General features: G+C 71.7%; 16 protein-coding genes and 1 pseudogene. 8 read left to right on the plus strand and 9 right to left on the minus strand.

Going from position 1 to position 15,328, the window contains the following annotated elements:
- Window positions 1-481: 481 nt before the first annotated feature.
- Window positions 482-1,752, plus strand: a pseudogene (locus tag PCA76_RS03480) (S1C family serine protease).
- 76 nt (window positions 1,753-1,828) lie between these two features.
- A complete protein-coding gene (locus tag PCA76_RS03485) occupies window positions 1,829-2,251 on the plus strand; it encodes a preprotein translocase subunit TatB (RefSeq protein ID WP_272615247.1) in 423 nt (140 codons plus the stop codon).
- Between the two features lie 136 nt (window positions 2,252-2,387).
- On the opposite strand, the gene PCA76_RS03490 is transcribed toward PCA76_RS03485, so the two are convergent.
- The 3 genes from PCA76_RS03490 to PCA76_RS03500 all read right to left on the minus strand — a co-directional run bounded on the left by PCA76_RS03490 (window position 2,388) and on the right by PCA76_RS03500 (window position 5,552).
- Entirely contained in the window at window positions 2,388-3,536 is a 1,149-nt protein-coding gene (locus tag PCA76_RS03490; RefSeq protein ID WP_272615248.1) for an Mrp/NBP35 family ATP-binding protein, read from the minus strand.
- Between the two features lie 86 nt (window positions 3,537-3,622).
- On the minus strand, window positions 3,623-4,273 hold the full coding sequence (locus tag PCA76_RS03495) for a DUF1003 domain-containing protein (protein WP_272615249.1): 651 nt from the start codon (window positions 4,271-4,273) through the stop codon (window positions 3,623-3,625).
- A complete protein-coding gene (locus tag PCA76_RS03500; protein WP_272615251.1) occupies window positions 4,266-5,552 on the minus strand; it encodes a magnesium transporter MgtE N-terminal domain-containing protein in 1,287 nt (428 codons plus the stop codon). The genes PCA76_RS03495 and PCA76_RS03500 overlap by 8 nt, the downstream gene beginning before the upstream one ends.
- Window positions 5,553-5,585: 33 nt before the next feature.
- On the opposite strand from PCA76_RS03500, the gene PCA76_RS03505 reads away from it, so the two are divergent.
- Both PCA76_RS03505 and PCA76_RS03510 read left to right on the plus strand, forming a co-directional pair.
- Window positions 5,586-6,455: a PhzF family phenazine biosynthesis protein gene (locus PCA76_RS03505; RefSeq protein ID WP_272615252.1), complete on the plus strand. Its 870-nt coding sequence runs from the start codon at window positions 5,586-5,588 to the stop codon at window positions 6,453-6,455.
- Between the two features lie 12 nt (window positions 6,456-6,467).
- On the plus strand, window positions 6,468-6,998 hold the full coding sequence (locus tag PCA76_RS03510) for a hypothetical protein (RefSeq protein WP_272615253.1): 531 nt from the start codon (window positions 6,468-6,470) through the stop codon (window positions 6,996-6,998).
- A gap of 8 nt (window positions 6,999-7,006) precedes the next feature.
- Here the strand turns inward: PCA76_RS03510 and PCA76_RS03515 are convergent, their stop codons facing one another.
- Window positions 7,007-7,726 carry an HAD family hydrolase gene (locus PCA76_RS03515; RefSeq protein WP_272615254.1) on the minus strand — a complete coding sequence of 240 codons (720 nt, stop codon included), beginning with the start codon at window positions 7,724-7,726 and terminating at the stop codon, window positions 7,007-7,009.
- A gap of 106 nt (window positions 7,727-7,832) precedes the next feature.
- Between PCA76_RS03515 and PCA76_RS03520 the strand changes: the two genes are divergently transcribed.
- Entirely contained in the window at window positions 7,833-8,777 is a 945-nt protein-coding gene (locus PCA76_RS03520; RefSeq protein ID WP_272615256.1) for a DMT family transporter, read from the plus strand.
- 11 nt (window positions 8,778-8,788) lie between these two features.
- Here the strand turns inward: PCA76_RS03520 and PCA76_RS03525 are convergent, their stop codons facing one another.
- Both PCA76_RS03525 and PCA76_RS03530 read right to left on the minus strand, forming a co-directional pair.
- The gene (locus PCA76_RS03525) at window positions 8,789-9,064 is read right to left on the minus strand and encodes a hypothetical protein (RefSeq protein ID WP_272615257.1); all 276 of its coding nucleotides are present in this window, start codon (window positions 9,062-9,064) and stop codon (window positions 8,789-8,791) included.
- 7 nt (window positions 9,065-9,071) lie between these two features.
- Window positions 9,072-9,896, minus strand: coding sequence for an SDR family NAD(P)-dependent oxidoreductase (locus PCA76_RS03530; protein ID WP_272619150.1), 825 nt, complete (start codon window positions 9,894-9,896; stop codon window positions 9,072-9,074).
- Between the two features lie 131 nt (window positions 9,897-10,027).
- Between PCA76_RS03530 and PCA76_RS03535 the strand changes: the two genes are divergently transcribed.
- Entirely contained in the window at window positions 10,028-10,981 is a 954-nt protein-coding gene (locus tag PCA76_RS03535; protein ID WP_272615258.1) for an HpcH/HpaI aldolase/citrate lyase family protein, read from the plus strand.
- A 46-nt stretch (window positions 10,982-11,027) separates the two neighbouring features.
- On the opposite strand, the gene PCA76_RS03540 is transcribed toward PCA76_RS03535, so the two are convergent.
- Window positions 11,028-11,567: a DUF4190 domain-containing protein gene (locus PCA76_RS03540; RefSeq protein WP_272615260.1), complete on the minus strand. Its 540-nt coding sequence runs from the start codon at window positions 11,565-11,567 to the stop codon at window positions 11,028-11,030.
- A 185-nt stretch (window positions 11,568-11,752) separates the two neighbouring features.
- Here PCA76_RS03540 and PCA76_RS03545 point away from each other — a divergent pair, with 185 nt between their 5' ends.
- Window positions 11,753-12,589, plus strand: coding sequence for an SDR family NAD(P)-dependent oxidoreductase (locus PCA76_RS03545; protein ID WP_272619151.1), 837 nt, complete (start codon window positions 11,753-11,755; stop codon window positions 12,587-12,589).
- Window positions 12,590-12,616: 27 nt separating this feature from the next.
- Here PCA76_RS03545 and PCA76_RS03550 read toward each other — a convergent pair whose 3' ends face one another.
- Window positions 12,617-13,156: a DUF4190 domain-containing protein gene (locus PCA76_RS03550; RefSeq protein ID WP_272615261.1), complete on the minus strand. Its 540-nt coding sequence runs from the start codon at window positions 13,154-13,156 to the stop codon at window positions 12,617-12,619.
- A 176-nt stretch (window positions 13,157-13,332) separates the two neighbouring features.
- Between PCA76_RS03550 and PCA76_RS03555 the strand changes: the two genes are divergently transcribed.
- Entirely contained in the window at window positions 13,333-14,529 is a 1,197-nt protein-coding gene (locus PCA76_RS03555; protein ID WP_272615263.1) for an acyl-CoA dehydrogenase family protein, read from the plus strand.
- Here PCA76_RS03555 and PCA76_RS03560 read toward each other — a convergent pair.
- The gene (locus tag PCA76_RS03560; RefSeq protein WP_272615265.1) at window positions 14,510-15,226 is read right to left on the minus strand and encodes a hypothetical protein; all 717 of its coding nucleotides are present in this window, start codon (window positions 15,224-15,226) and stop codon (window positions 14,510-14,512) included. The genes PCA76_RS03555 and PCA76_RS03560 overlap by 20 nt on opposite strands.
- Window positions 15,227-15,328 lie beyond the last annotated feature (102 nt).

Raw genomic sequence — 15,328 nt, forward strand, 5'->3', positions numbered from 1 at the left:
GACGTACGACTCGGCGAACTGCTGAGCCTGGGCCGTCGAACTGTCGGAACCGGCGACCGTGGCGATGAGGCACCTCCGGGGGCGGTGCGTGGTGCGGGGGCGGGTTGGCACTGTGAGCGTAGAGGCGACCGCCGGAGGGCGCAGCCGCGCCTCCGTCCCATCGCGATCACCGGGGGCAACCGCTGACTCCACCGCGCGCATCCGTGCAATCCTGGAAGCGGTATCCCGTCAGCCTCGACCGCGCCGATTCGTGGCCGGGTGGCGCGGCGCGGGATCCGGGGACGGACTGGGAGGCACCGACGTGACCGACGGCTGGGAATGGCGCCGGGGCGGTGAGACTCCGGCTCCGGCGCGACCGCCCGGGGCAGAGGCCCCGCCGGCGGGGCCGCCGACCACGCCGGAGAGCGGCAACGCGCCTGCGCCATCGGGAAACGACAGCGCGCCCACGGCCGGGCCGCCGGCTACCGGGCCAGCGCCCGGTGTGGGTGTGCCGTACGCCGGGCCGCCGGCGATCTGGCCGGCGTCGACGGCGAGCGGGTCCGGTGCGGCCGGCGCCTCGCCCTGGTGGTCCGACGCGCTCCGCGATCCGTGGCGTGACCCGCGGCCCCGGCCGCCGTGGTGGTGCCCGGGGTGGTGGCTGCCGGTGCCGAGCCCGAGCCGGTCACCGACCCGGACGCCCCCGGTCGACCGACCTTGCGCCATCTGCTGCTCATCCCGGTGATCACCGCGTTGCTCGCCGGCACCCTCGGTGGTGCGCTGGGCTACGCGTTCGCGGTGCGCGGCGGTGCCGGCGGGACGGTGCTCGGCGCGGAGGCCGCGGAGCCACCGGTGCTGGCCCAGCGCAAACCAGAGTCGCTGGCCGGAGTCGCCGAGCGTGTACTGCCCAGCGTGGTCACCGTCCGGGTGAGCAGCCTCGGTGGGACCAGTGAGGGCTCTGGCTTCATCGCCAGCGCCGAGGGCCACGTGATCACCAACGACCACGTGGTGGCCGGCGGCAGTGGCAAGGCCTCGGTGGTCTTCAACGACGGCACCACCGCGTCGGCGACCGTGGTCGGTCAGGACCCGGAGTCGGACATCGCGGTGATCAAGGTGAACCGGACCGGGCTGCGGCCGGTGGAGTTCGGCGACTCCGACGGGTTGGCTGTCGGCGACCCGGTGCTCGCCATCGGTTCACCGCTCTCGCTGGCCAACACGGTCACCGCCGGCATCGTGAGTGCCCTGGACCGGACGATGCAGGCCGGCGAGCCGGGCGGCCCGGTGCGCTACTACGCGGCCATCCAGACCGACGCGGCGGTCAACCACGGCAACTCGGGCGGCCCACTGGTCGATGGCGCCGGGCGGGTGGTCGGCGTCAACTCCACGATCAAGTCGCTGGTGGGTGAGGGGCAGGAGGCCGGCAACATCGGGCTCGCCTTCGCCATCCCGATCAACCAGGCCAAGCGGGTGACCCAGGACATCATCGGCACCGGCAAGGCCCGGCGTACGGTGATCGGCGCCCAGGTCGGTGGCCCTGGCGCGGGAGCCAGCGGCGGCGTACGGCTGGCCGCCGTGGAGCCCTCCGGGCCTGCGGCTGGCGCCGGGTTGAAGGTCGGCGACGTGGTCTTGAAGCTCAACGGTCGGCCGATGACCGAGCCGACGGACCTGATCGCCCTGGTCCGCAAGTTCGCTCCGGGTTCGGTGGTGACCGTCGAGTTCCGGCGCGGTGCCGCCCGGCAGAACACCTCGGTCACTCTCGCTGCGGATGCCAAGTGAACAGCGGGTCACCCCCTGCCCAAAGGTCGTCCGACGTGCGTAGTCTTGCTGCTGACGCCGAAAGGAGGCCCGCGGGATGTTCGAGAACCTGAACGTGTGGGAGATCGGTGCGCTGCTGCTCCTGGCGCTGTTGATCTTCGGCGACCGGTTGCCCGCAGTGATCACCGACGGTCTGCGGATGGTGCGCAATCTGCGCAACATGGCCCGCAACGCCACCGGCGACCTGAGCCGCGAGCTGGGCACCGACATCCAGCTGGAAGATCTGCACCCGAAGGCGTTCATCCGCAAGCACCTCCTCAGCGAGGAGGACGAGGCGGCGATCCGTAAGCCGCTACAGGGTGTCTACGACGACCTGCGCGCGGACGTCGGTGGCGTGCACAACGACCTGAAGGACGTGGCCGCCGCCGCCGACATCAGGTCGAACGGCAGCCGTTCCGGCACCGCCACCGGCACCCCGTCGGCGCCGGCCCCCCGGGCCAGCTACGACGACGCCACCTGAGCGGCCGCACCCGCCCGAGCGACGGCCGGACCGCCGCCGCTCGCCCCGTGATCAACTCGGTTTCCAGGAAATCGGCCTGTCAGCGATGCGGGACACCCCGACATCCCTGATGTCGAGGTGATCATCCGCGCGGTGCTCAGCGTCCGGCGGGCTTGAGGCCGAGCGGCTTGCCGAGCAGCGACTCACGGCGCAGCGCGAGCCGGTCGGCGATCGCGCCGAGCGCCTGCGCGGCCGGCGACGTCGGTTCGGCCAGCACGACCGGGTTGCCGGCGTCGCCGGCCTCGCGGACCCGGGTGTCCAGTGGGATCTGCCCGAGCAACGGCACCTGCGCGCCGATGGTCCGGCTCAGCGACTCAGCCACCGCCGTGCCGCCGCCAGCGCCGAAGATCTCCATCCGGGAGCCGTCCGGCAGTTCCAGCCAGGACATGTTCTCGATGACGCCAACCACCCGCTGGTGGGTCTGCAGGGCGATCGAGCCGGCCCGCTCCGCCACCTCGGCGGCGGCGGTCTGCGGAGTGGTGACGATCAGGATCTCCGAGTTGGGCAGCAACTGGGCCAGCGAGATGGCCACGTCGCCGGTGCCCGGCGGCAGGTCGAGCAGGAGCACGTCCAGGTCGCCCCAGTAGACGTCGGCCAGGAACTGCTGCAACGCCCGGTGCAGCATCGGGCCACGCCACACGACGGCGGCGTTGCCGGACGTGAACATGCCGATGGAGATCACCTTCACGCCGTGCGCCTGCGGCGGCATGATCATGTCCTCGACGCGGGTGGGTCGGCCATCAGCGCCGAGCATCCGGGGCACCGAGTGGCCGTAGATGTCCGCGTCGACCACGCCGACGGAGAGCCCGCGAGCGGCGAGCGCCGCCGCCAGGTTGACCGTCACGCTGGACTTGCCGACGCCACCCTTGCCACTGGCCACTGCGTACACCCGGGTGCGCGAGCCGGGCTGGGCGAACGGGATGACGGGCTCCTCGGTGGCGCCCCCGCCGCGCAGCTGCGACTGCAACGACTGCCGCTGCTCGGGGCTCATCACACCAAAGTCGATCTCCACGCCGGTAACGCCGGGCACTGCGGCGACCGCGGCGGTGATGTCCGTACGCAGCTTGTCCTTCAGCGGGCAGCCGGCGACGGTGAGCAGCAGCTCGACCCGGACGACACCGCTGGCACCGATCGTGGCGGAGCGGACCATGCCCAGCTCGGTGATGGGCCGGCGGATCTCCGGGTCGTTGACGGTGGCCAGGGCGGCCTGGATCGCGTCCTCGACGGTGCGCACGGGTGCTGACATGCCCGCAATGCTACGTCGCGGGGCATCCGCTGCCGCTGCTGGCCGGGGCGGTGTGAGCCAATCGATGACCCGCCTTGGCCCGCTGGTCAGCCGTCCGCACGGCGGGGGCCGGTGCCGTCCGGCCGGGCGTCCCGGGTGAAGTCGCCGTCCAGGTCGTCACGTGGTTCGTCCAGGCCGACACCGTCGGTCGGCCGCTGGCCACGCCTCTCCTGCCGGTTGTCCTTGTCCTGCTGGCGGCGCTCCAACCGCTGACGACGCTGCCCCACCTCGTCCAGTTCCTCGGCCAGCCGGGCCAGCTCGGAGCGGAGGAAGTCCCGGGTGGCGACCTCGCCCAGCGCGATCCGTAGCGAGGCGATCTCCCTGGCCAGGTACTCGGTATCCGCCTTCTGCGCGGTGGCCCGTCGCCGGTCCTCCTCCAACGCCACCCGGTCCCGGTCGGCCTGCCGGTTCTGCGCCAGCAGGATCAGCGGCGCCGCGTAGCTGGCCTGCAACGACAACACCAGAGTGAGGAACGTGAAGGTGTACGGGTCGAAGCGCAGGTCCGCCGGGACCAACGTGTTCCAGGCGAACCAGATCGCGATCACCACCGTCATGACGACGAGGAAGTTCGCGGTGCCCATGCCCCGGGCGATGCCCTCCGACCACCGGCCGAACGCCTCCGCGTCGAACCGGGGCAGCTTGATGCCCCGGGGCTCGCGTGGCTGGTCGAGCCGTTCCGCCCGCCGCTGGTCAGCCATCGGCGCCATCCAGCCCATCGTCGGTGGTGCCCGGGGCGGCCATGGCGTCGCGGTCCCGCCAGTCCCGGGGCAGCGAATGGTCCAGCACGTCGTCCACCGTGACGGCGCCGACCAGCCGGTTGTTCCGGTCGATCACCGGCATGGCGACCAGGTCGTAGGTGGCCATGCGGCGGGTGATCTCCGGCAGCGGAGTGGTCGGGCGCAGCGGGTCGATGTCGTTGACCACCACCTTGCCCAGCAGATCCGCCGGTGGTTCGCGCAGCAGCGCCTGGAAGTGCACCATGCCCAGGTAGCGGCCGGTCGGGGTGTTCTGTGGTGCCCGGGTCACGAAGACCTGGGCGGCGACGGCGGGGGAGAGCTGTGGCTCCCGGATCCGGGCCAGTGCCTCGGCGACGGTGGCGTCCGGTGGCAGGATGACCGGCTCCGAGGTCATCACACTGCCCGCCGTGCCGGGCGTGTACTTGAGGAGTTGACGCACCGGGTCGGCCTCGTCCGGCTCCATCAGGTCCAGCAGCACGTCCTGCTCCGGTGGCGGCAGCTCGTTGAGCAGGTCCGCGGCGTCGTCCGGGTCCATCTCCTCCAGGATGTCGGCGGCCCGCTCCCGGTCGAGGGCGGCGAGGATCTCCACCTGGTCGTGCTCCGGCAACTCGCTGAGCACGTCGGCCAGCCGCTCGTCGTCCAACGCGGCAGCGACCTCGTTGCGCCGTGCGTCGGGCAGATCCTGCAGCGCGTTGGCCAGGTCGGCCGGGCGCATGTCCTCCAGGACGGCGAGCAGATTCGCCGTACCCCGATTGTCGGCGATGCCGCTGAGCCCGCGCACCCGGTCCCACTCGACCTGGTGCAGGTGGCCGCGGCGGGTGAGTCGACCGGTCTGCTCGCGTACGGCGACACGGGTCAGCGACCACTCACCACCTCGGGCGCACTCCATCGCGACGTCCACGACTGCGCCAGGCTGGCCGCCCGGGTCGAGTTGCACCCGCCGGTCCAGTAGTTCCTGGAGCACCAGCAACTCGTTCTGGCGCTTCTCGAACCGGCGCAGGTTGAGGGTGCCGGAGCCGAGCACGACGGCGTCCGCGTCGATGGAGGTGATCCGGTTGATGGACAGGAAGATTCGACGACGCATCGGCATCTCGGCGACCAGGCCCACCACCTCCGGCGGACGCTTCGTCGCCCGTAGCCGTGCCACGGCGTCACGAACCCGCCCCACCTGGTCACCGTTCGGGTCGAAGACGGCGACTCCGGCGAGACGGGCGATGTAGACCCGGGTCGGCGTGCTCACGGGCACCAGCCTAAGCGCCTAGTGTTTATCAACATGTCGACCTTGGCCTACGAGATCGTGGACGTCTTCACCGACCGCCCCTTCGCCGGCAACCCGCTGGCCGTGGTGTTCGGCGCGGAGGCGCTGGCCACCGAGCAGATGCAGGCACTCGCGCTGGAGTTCAACCTCTCCGAGACGGTGTTCGTGCTGCCCCCTACCCAGGTCGGTGCCACCTACCGGGCCAGGATCTTCACCCCACTCGAGGAGTTGCCGTTCGCCGGGCACCCGAGTGTCGGCGCGGCGGTCACCGCGAGCCGCCGCGGGATGTTCGGTGTGGGGCAGGTCACCCAGGAGTGCATAGCCGGGGTGCTGCCGGTCGAGGTGACCGCGTCCGGGGCGACGCTGACCGGTGGCACGCCGACGCTCGGGCCGGAGCTGGATCCGGAGCCGTTGCTGGAGATCGCCGGGCTGGTCGCCGACGACCACAGCGGGCCCGCCCCGTGCGTCGCCGGCTGCGGGCTGGAGTTCCCGTACCTGCCGGTGCGGCCGGAGTCGGTGGCCCGCGCCCGGGTGGACCCGGCGGCGGCGCAGCGGTACGGGGTTTCGCACGTCAGCGTCTTCTCCTGGGACGCCGCCGCGCAAACCGCCCACGCCCGGGTCTTCGTGCCGGGGGTCGGTGTCCCGGAGGACCCGGCGACCGGTTCGGCGGCGCTCGGCCTCGGTGTCTGGCTGGTGGCGACCGGTCTGCTGCCCGGCGAGGGGTTGTCCCGTTATGCGGTCCGCCAGGGTGTGGAGATGAATCGCCCGTCCTCGCTGACCTGCACGGTCACCGCGGCGAACGGGGTGGCGGTCGGTGCGACGGTGGCGGGTCAGGTGATGCCGGTGGCCCGGGGCGAGATCGCCGTACCGCCGTTCGTGGGCTGAGCTGAGGTGCCGATGGGGGAGGATGCGGGTGTGACGGACGAGGACGCCCCCGTGGGCACGCCGCTGGTCGACGAGGCGATGAAGAAGGCCGCCGTGGCCTGGGTCAGCGTTTCCGGCGGGGCTGCGCTCGCGCTCTGGTGCGCCCCGCTGGAGGGTGCGCTCCTGGTGGTCAGCGGGCCGGGCGAGCAGGCCGCGCCCGGTCTGGCCGACGCGACCGAGGCGCAGGTCACCCTGCGGGGCGACCATGGTGGTCGGATCGTGACCTGGCCGGCCCGGGTGAGCCGGGTGCAGCCGGGCACCGAAGCGTGGGACACCACCGCGTCGCTGGTGGCGGCGAAGCGCCTGAACGCGCCCGGCCCGACCGCCGATCTGGTGGCCCGGTGGGCTGCCGACGGTTGCGCGGTGAATCGGCTGGCCCCGGCCGGTACGCCGCTGGCCGGTGCCGACCTGCCGGCCGACGCGCAGGCCGAGCCGCCCCGAGCCACCCCGGCGGTCCGGGTCACCCGCAAGCCGTTCCGCCTGCACCGGGTCCGTCGCCGCTGATCGGCTCGTCAGCCCGCCCGACCGCCGACACCCACCACCCCGGCATCGACGTCGACGAGGGCGAGCACCTCGCCCAGGGTGCCGAGCGTGGGGCCGCGCCAGTCCAGGTCGGCGTTGAACACCATGTGCGTGGCCAGGTCCGGCGCGGCGAGTCGGACGGCGGTCATCCCGGCCCGCTCGGCGCCGGTCAACTCCTGGCTGCCGCCGTCGCCGACGTACAGGCAGTCGCCCGGTGCGAGCCCGAGCCGCTGGCAGGCGGTCAGGTAGAGCACCGGATCCGGCTTGCACCGTCCGACCTGTACCGAGAAGACCCGCACGTCGAGCAGCGGCGCGACCGCGAGCTGTGGCAGGAAGGCCGGCAGCTCATGCGTACAGTCGCTGATCACGCCGGTGCGCAGGCCGCGCTGGCGCAGGGCCGCCAGCACCGGCACGGCGTCGGCCCGCAGCCAGGTGTCCGCGCGGACCGCCCGGTGGCGGGACGCGACCGCCGCCCGCACGGCATGGTCACTGGGGTGTACGCCGGCCTGCGCGCACACCCAGCGAAGGGTCGCCTCCGCGTTGCCGAGTCGGCCGGTGGCCCGCTCGTAGTAGGTGCGGTCCAGCACCTCGGTCAACGTGTCGGTGTGGCAGCCGAGCAACTCGGCGGTGCCGGCGTGCGCGACACCGCGCTGCACCGAACGGGTCAGGGTGCCGAAGAAATCGAACAGCACCGCCTGGTAGCTGGGCATGGAGGAGCGCCTCCGGGCGGTCGAGGGTCGGCGGCGCGGACCCGCGTGATCGTAACGGAGTGATGACCCTCCGTGCTGTCCGTCATGCGTGTGAAAATTACGTCCCGTGCGCCCACCTTCACCCCGCCCGTCCCTGGATCCGCTGACCACCGGCGCGGTCGGTCTGGCCGTGGTCGCGGTGTCGTCGTCCGCGCCGCTGATCGCGTACGCCGCCGCCCCCGCGCTGGCCATCGCGTTCTGGCGCAACCTGCTCGCGGTGGCCGTGCTGAGCCCCTTCTCGCTGGCCCAGCGTCGCGCCGAGTTCCGCCGGCTGACCGTGGGTGTGGGCCGGCGGGAGGGGCTGTTCTGCGCCCTGTCCGGGGTCGCGCTGGCCGGGCACTTCGCCACCTGGGTGCCGAGCGCCCAGCTCACCTCGGTCGCCACGTCCACCGCCCTGGTCGCCACCCAGCCGGTCTGGCAGGGGCTGATCGCCCGCGCCCAGGGGCGTCGGCTGCCCCGGGTCGTGTGGATCGGCATCGCGGTGGCCGTCGGCGGCGCGGCGATCGCCACCGGAACGGACGTGGGTGTCTCCGGCAAGGCCGTCCTCGGCGACGTGCTGGCGCTGATCGGCGCCCTGTTCGCCGCCGTCTACACCGCCTTCGGTGAACGGGCCCGGAGCAGCATCAGCACCACCACCTACACCACCATCTGCTACGGGATCTGCGCGCTGATCCTGCTGGTCGTCTGCCTGGTCGGCGGCGTACGGCTGACCGGGTTCGACGGGCGCACCTGGCTGGCCATCCTGGCCCTGGTGGCCGGCGCCCAACTGCTCGGGCACTCGATGTTCAACTACGCCCTGAAGAAGATTCCGGCGACCACGGTGAGCGTGCTGATCCTCCTGGAGGCGCCCGGCGCGGCCCTGCTCGGTTGGGCCTGGCTGGGTCAGTTGCCCCGCCCGTACGCGCTGCTCGGGATGGCGTTGCTGCTGGTCGGTGTGGCGGTGGTGGTGCTCGGCGGCCGGCGGGCCGCACCCAGCGCGCTGCCGGCCGACCCGACCCCGTTGACCGACTGACCGTCGCCGTCCTAGCCCTCGTAGACCTCGATCACCCGGGTGGTCGGGGCGGTTTCACCGAGTTCGGCACGCAGCGCCGCCCGCTCCGGGTCGACGAGGAACGACTCGTATCCGGCCCGGCTCTCGAACCGGATCACGTGCACCTCGGTCTGCCCGTCGGTGCCGCGCAGCCGCCGGTCCAGGTGGCCGCTGTGCCGGCCGAGCAGGGCCAGCACGGCGTCCTCGTAGCGCCGTCCGGCGGCCTCGGCGCCGACGGCGAACTCGACGATCGCGACGAGAGTCAACATGGCGGTGCTACTCCCCAATGCCGACGGCCTTGGCGCTGGCCGCCCAGAGCCGGGCGGCGAGCTGCGGATCGGCCGCCTTCCGGAACGGCCGACGCGGCCGACGGTCGGCGTAGTAACCCCCGTTGATCAGCCGGGAGCGCTCCTGGTTGGCCAGCCACACCAGGGTCTCGGCGCCCTTCTCCGGGCTGCGGAACGGCAGGATCCGCATGCCGAACGCGACCAGCCTGCTGTCGTTGGCGAACCGGGTACGCACCAACCCGGGGTGGAAGCTGTACGCGGAAGTGTCCGGCCAGCGCCGGGCAGCCTCGGCGGTGAACAGGATGTTCGCCTGCTTGCTGGTGCCGTACGCGCCCATCGGCTGGTAGCCGCGCAGCGGCGCGTTGAGGTGGTCCGGGTCGAGCGTGCCGAAGCGGTGCGCACCGGAAGCGGTCACCACGATCCGGCCCACCCGGTCGGCGAGCAGGTTGGTCAGCAGGAACGGGGCCAGGTGGTTGGCCTGGATGGACATCTCGAAACCGTCGACGGTGGTGAGTGGTTGCAGCGCGATGGCGCCGGCGTTGTTGGCGAGCACGTCGATCCGGTCGTACGCGGCCCGCAACTGCTCGGCCAGCCGGCGCACGTCGTCGAGCACCGCGAAGTCGGCCCGGAACAGCTCCGGACGTTCGCCCGAGTTCTCCCGGACCCGTTCCGCGGCGGCCTGTAGGCGGGCCGGGTCCCGCCCGACCAGCACCACCTGGTCACCACGGCAGGCCAGGTGCACGGCGGCGGCCAACCCGATGCCGGAGCTCGCCCCGGTCACCACCACCAGTCGACGCCCAGTGAGATCTTCCACAGGTCCATTCACCCCGGTCATGGCGCGAGGTTACCGTGGCGTCACAACGCCCTTTGGGATCGTTAAGTTTTCGGCATCTGTCGTCAGGTGGCGTCGGCGTGCCCGCCGGACGCTGGAAGAGGAGCGCATCCATGGCCGCAGTCGGTCGTCCCCGCCGATCCTGCCTCGCCGTACCCGGTTCCAGCATCAAGATGCTCGGCAAGGCGCAGGGCCTCCCGGCCGACCAGGTGTTCCTCGACCTGGAGGACGCCGTGGCCCCGCTGGCCAAGCCGGACGCGCGCAAGAACATCGTGGCCACGCTCAACGAGGGCGACTGGGCCGGCAAGACCCGGGTGGTCCGGGTCAACGACCTGACCACCCCGTGGACCTACCGGGACGTCATCGAGGTGGTCGAGGGCGCCGGCGCGAACCTGGACTGCATCATGCTGCCGAAGGTGCAGAACGCCGAGCAGGTGCACTGGCTGGACCTGCTGCTCACCCAGATCGAGAAGACGCTCGGCCTGGAGGTCGGCCGGATCGGCATCGAGGCGCAGATCGAGAACGCCGCCGGCCTGGTCAACGTGGACGCCATCGCGGGTGCCTCGCCGCGGGTGGAGACCATCATCTTCGGCCCGGCCGACTTCATGGCGTCGATCAACATGAAGTCGTTGGTGGTCGGCGCACTGATCCCCGACTACCCGGGCGACCCGTACCACTACATCCTGATGCGGATCCTGATGGCCGCCCGGATGCACGACAAGCAGGCCATCGACGGTCCGTTCCTGCAGATCCGGGACGTGGACGGGTTCCGCGAGGTGGCCAAGCGCTCGGCGGCGCTGGGCTTCGACGGCAAGTGGGTGCTGCACCCCGGTCAGATCGACGCCGCCAACGAGGTCTACCAGCCGGCGCAGGCCGACTACGACCACGCCGAGCTGATCCTCGACGCGTACGAGCACTACACGTCGGAGGCCGGCGGCAAGCTGGGTGCGGTGATGCTCGGCGACGAGATGATCGACGAGGCGTCCCGCAAGATGGCGCTCGTGATCGCCGCCAAGGGTCGGGCCGCCGGGATGAGCCGTACCTCGTCGTTCACCCCACCGGAGTGACCGGCCGGGCCGCCCCCGGGTTGCACCCGGGGGCAGGCCGCCGAACCTAGTAGGTGCTGCTCTCGTAGCTGGACGGATCCTGGTTCGCCACCCAGACAATGAAGATCACGATGGCGATGGTGGCCAGCACGGCCAGTGCGGTGGCGACCCAGCCGACGATGATGCCGGCGGTGGCGAAGCCCTCGCCGCCCTCGCCGCGCTCCCTGATCTGCTTGCGGGACACGTGGCCGAGGATCGCGCCGACCACGCCGATGTAGCCACCGAGGCCGTAACCACAGAGGCCGAGAGCGCCGATGATCGAGACGACCATCGCGGCGATGGCCAGGCCGTTCTGCTTGGGTGCCGGCGGGTACCCGTAACCCGGGTAGCCGGCCGGCGGCGGGTAACCGGGCGTGACCGGGTACGGGCCGGGCTGGGCCGGTATCTGCGGCGCGCCGCCCGCGTACGGGTCGGTCGGCGCGTACGGGTTCGCGGCGGTCGGCTGGGCGGGTACCGGTTGGCCGCTCACCGGGAGGGTGGGGTCGTCGAATTGCTGTCCGGACCACGCCGGGTCGTGCCAGCCGCCGGAGGGCGGGGGATTCGTCATGCGATCTCTCCGTCAGGTCGGGTGCGCCGTCAGGGTAGCCAGCGCGGCGCAAACCTGATGCCCCCGCTACCGGGTGCCGCGTTGCTCGGGCCGGTCGTAACGGGCAGGATCCTGGCATGGCATTCGACGCGCGCGCCGCGGACCGCTCCGGCAGCCGACCCAGACGGGACGTCAGCCGCCCGGGCGTGGCCCGGCGTGCCCGTGCGGCCACGCCGGCGGGCAGCCCTGGTCCCGACGAGCCGGTCGCGCTCGCCGATCCGGTGACCATGCGGCTCGACGGGCGGGTCGCCCTGGTGACCGGAGCGGGCAGCCCGGACGGCATCGGGTACGCCACCGCCCGGCGACTCGCCGACCTGGGCGCTCGCGTGGCCATCGTCTCCACCACCCGGCGCATCCACGAGCGGGCCACCGAACTGGGGGTGACCGGCTTCGTCGCGGATCTGACCGACGAGTCCGAGGTCGGCGCGCTCGCCGACGCGGTAGCCGAGCAGTTGGGTGACGTCGAGGTGCTGGTCAACAACGCCGGCCTGGCCAGTCGGGCCAGCCAGGGTGTGCTGCGGCCGGTCGCGCAGCTGACCTACGACGAGTGGCGCGGCGAGATCGACCGCAACCTGTCCACCGCGTTCCTGTGCAGTCGGGCGTTCATCGGCGGGATGGCCGAGCGGGGCTGGGGTCGGATCGTCAACCTGGCCGCCACGGCCGGCCCGGTCAACGCTCTGCCCACCGAGGCCGCGTACGCCGCGGCGAAGGCCGGGGTCGTCGGGCTGACCCGGGCGCTGGCCATGGAGATGATCGCCGACGGCGTGACCGTCAACGCGGTGGCTCCCGGCACCATCTACACCGCCGCGTCCACGATGGCGGAGATCAAGCAGGGGCTGGGCACCCCGGTGGGTCGGCCCGGCACTCCGGACGAGGTCGCGGCGGCGATCAGCTTCCTCTGCTCGCCGGCGGCCTCGTACATCACCGGTCAGATGCTGGTGGTGGACGGCGGCAACAGCGTTCGTGAGGCCCGGTTCCGCTGACCACGGTGGACCGTCCCGGATCGCCGGTCAGTAACCCCCGTTGTCGCCGGTGTTGCCGAGGGCGACCAGGGCCAGCCACCCGCAGCAGGCCAGCACGGTGAGCCCGGTGAAGACGTAGCCGAGGATGAGCCCCCAGGTGGCGAGCTGGTCGCCCTCCTCGCCGCTGGTGCGGATCTGCCGCTTGGCCACGTGGCCGAGGACGGCACCGGCCGGCGGAAACACGAAGGCGAACACCAGGGACAGGATCGCCAGCACGTTGGTGCCCCGACCGGGCCCGGACGGCGGTGGGCCGTACTGACCGTAGGGGCCCTGCGGGGGGTACGGCGGCTGCTGGCTCCAGTGCGCCGACTGCTGCGGCCCCTGCTGCCCGTACGGCGACGGTTCGTCCGCTGGCGGCCCGTACGGTGAGCGTTCCGCCGGTAGCTCGAACGAGGGCTGGTCGGGCTGCGGCGCGTACGGCGGCTGGCCGGCCGGCGGCGGCGCGTACGGCGACTGATCCCTGGGTGGCTCGTAGGGTGACGGTGGTTGGTCGTCCCCTGGCGGTCCCGACGGCGGCGGGTAGCTCACGGCTGTCCTCCTCCTGCCGGTGCCGGAAAAGTCCCTCTTGCCGGACGCTACCCGTAGCGGTGAACCTTTTCACAGCGGTTGTGTGGACTGGTCATCTTGGCCCTGCTGGCCCGGAGGCCGATACTGACCCAGCGTTCAGTTACCCACGAGTAGTGCGCTGATCTTCGGAGGCTGAGATGGCTCGACTCGCCCAGACGCCCGGCCTGACCGATGTGCAGCGGTCGATCCTGGAGACCGTGCGGGAGTTCGCCGACAAGGAGATCATCCCGCACGCACAGCGGCTGGAACACGCCGACGAGTACCCGACCGACATCCTCGACGGCATGCGCGAGATGGGCCTGTTCGGCCTCACCATCGACGAGGAGCACGGCGGGCTCGGCGAGTCGCTGCTCACCTACGCGCTGGTGGTGGAGCAGCTGTCCCGGGGCTGGATGTCGATCTCCGGCATCGTCAACACCCACTTCATCGTGGCGTACCTGATCTCTCAGCACGGCTCCGCCGAGCAGAAGGCCCGGCTGCTGCCGAAGATGGCCACCGGCGAGGTGCGCGGCGCGTTCTCCATGTCCGAGCCGGAGACCGGTTCCGACGTCTCAGCGATCAAGTCCCGGGCCGTCCGCGACGGCGACAACTACGTGCTCAACGGGCAGAAGATGTGGCTGACCAACGGGGCGTACTCCTCGGTGGTGGCCACTCTGGTCAAGACCGACACCGGCGCCGAGTCGGTGTACGGCAACATGAGCACGTTCCTGCTCGAGAAGGAGCCGGGCTTCGGCGAGACCGCCCCCGGCCTCACCATCCCCGGCAAGATCGAGAAAATGGGCTACAAGGGCGTCGAGACCACCGAGATGGTGCTCGACGGGGTCACCGTGCCCGACTCGGCGATCCTCGGCGGCGCCGACAAGGTGGGCCGAGGCTTCTACCAGATGATGGACGGCATCGAGGTGGGCCGGGTCAACGTGGCCGCCCGTGCCTGCGGCATCTCCATCCGCGCCTTCGAGTTGGCGGTCAGCTACGCCCAGCAGCGCAAGACCTTCGGCCAGCCGCTCGCCAAGCACCAGGCGATCGCCTTCAAGCTCGCCGAGATGGGCACGAAGATCGAGGCCGCCCACGCCCTCATGGTCAACGCCGCACGACTCAAGGACGCCGGCCAACGCAACGACGTCGAGGCGGGGATGGCCAAGCTGCTCGCCTCTGAATACTGCGCCGAGGTCGTCCAGGAGGCGTTCCGCATCCACGGCGGCTACGGCTACTCCAAGGAGTACGAGATCGAGCGGCTGATGCGGGAGGCCCCGTTTCTGCTTATCGGCGAGGGCACCTCGGAGATCCAGAAGACCATCATCTCCCGCGGCCTGCTCAAGGAGTACAAGCTCTAATCTGCGCGTCAGCCGGCTCCCCGGCCAGGTCCTGCGGTCGGAACCGGTACTCCTCGATCGCGGCGATCAGCCGGTCCTCCGGCACCGCCGTGTCCCTGCCGCCGACCACCGGAGCGGGCTGCAGCGACCGCCAGACCGCGGGCCGCAGCCGTACGCCGTTCAGCCGACCGTCGCGCCGGTGCGGGCTGACCCGGTCGATGTTCGTCCAGTCCAGGACCTGGCGGCCGTGCCGGATCGCGCTGGCGGTGAGCGCGAGCTGACCCGTGAACCGCGCCTGCGCGTAGGCCGTCCGACCGAGCCATGCCGCGACTCCGACGGCGAGCACCGGCCGGACGATGTCGACCCAGAGTCCCTGCTCAGGCAGGCTGGCCAGCAGGACTGCCCCGATCATGGTCAGCATGACCCACTCTGCCGCCAGATCGATCCAGCCGGCGAGCGACCGGCGTGCCACCAGGCCGGGTTCGACCGTGTCCAGGCCGGTGACCCGCTCCCGCCAGTGCAGTTGGCCGTCTCGCGGCGGCCACCACCGTCCGGCCAGCGGACGGACGCCGATGGTCAGCCAAGCAGCCAAGCTCACTGCGGAGGAGTCCACCTGGGGCACCCGGAGCAACCCACCGGCCGTCACCCCCGCTACCAGCGCCGCGACCGTCAGTGCCAGGAACCGGCGAGGCCAGAGCCCGTCGTCCAGCGAAGGCACGCGGCTCAGCCGCGAAAAGGACACAACCGCAGCGTACGACCCCCACGCAGCCATGCCTCCCGCCCCTGCTCCGTCGATCATGGAGTTGTGGTGGGGGACAGA

It is taken from the genome of Micromonospora sp. LH3U1 (genome assembly GCF_028475105.1).
GTDB lineage: Bacteria > Actinomycetota > Actinomycetes > Mycobacteriales > Micromonosporaceae > Micromonospora.

Bases quoted from the DNA above. Each gene is read 5' to 3' on its own strand.
- PCA76_RS03485 (WP_272615247.1), top strand. From the start codon at position 1,829: ATGTTCGAGAACCTGAACGTGTGGGAGATCGGTGCGCTGCTGCTCCTG.
- PCA76_RS03490 (WP_272615248.1), bottom strand. From the start codon at position 3,536: ATGTCAGCACCCGTGCGCACCGTCGAGGACGCGATCCAGGCCGCCCTG.
- PCA76_RS03495 (WP_272615249.1), bottom strand. From the start codon at position 4,273: ATGGCTGACCAGCGGCGGGCGGAACGGCTCGACCAGCCACGCGAGCCC.
- PCA76_RS03505 (WP_272615252.1), top strand. From the start codon at position 5,586: ATGTCGACCTTGGCCTACGAGATCGTGGACGTCTTCACCGACCGCCCC.
- PCA76_RS03510 (WP_272615253.1), top strand. From the start codon at position 6,468: ATGGGGGAGGATGCGGGTGTGACGGACGAGGACGCCCCCGTGGGCACG.
- PCA76_RS03515 (WP_272615254.1), bottom strand. From the start codon at position 7,726: ATGCCCAGCTACCAGGCGGTGCTGTTCGATTTCTTCGGCACCCTGACC.
- PCA76_RS03525 (WP_272615257.1), bottom strand. From the start codon at position 9,064: ATGTTGACTCTCGTCGCGATCGTCGAGTTCGCCGTCGGCGCCGAGGCC.
- PCA76_RS03535 (WP_272615258.1), top strand. From the start codon at position 10,028: ATGGCCGCAGTCGGTCGTCCCCGCCGATCCTGCCTCGCCGTACCCGGT.
- PCA76_RS03540 (WP_272615260.1), bottom strand. From the start codon at position 11,567: ATGACGAATCCCCCGCCCTCCGGCGGCTGGCACGACCCGGCGTGGTCC.
- PCA76_RS03555 (WP_272615263.1), top strand. From the start codon at position 13,333: ATGGCTCGACTCGCCCAGACGCCCGGCCTGACCGATGTGCAGCGGTCG.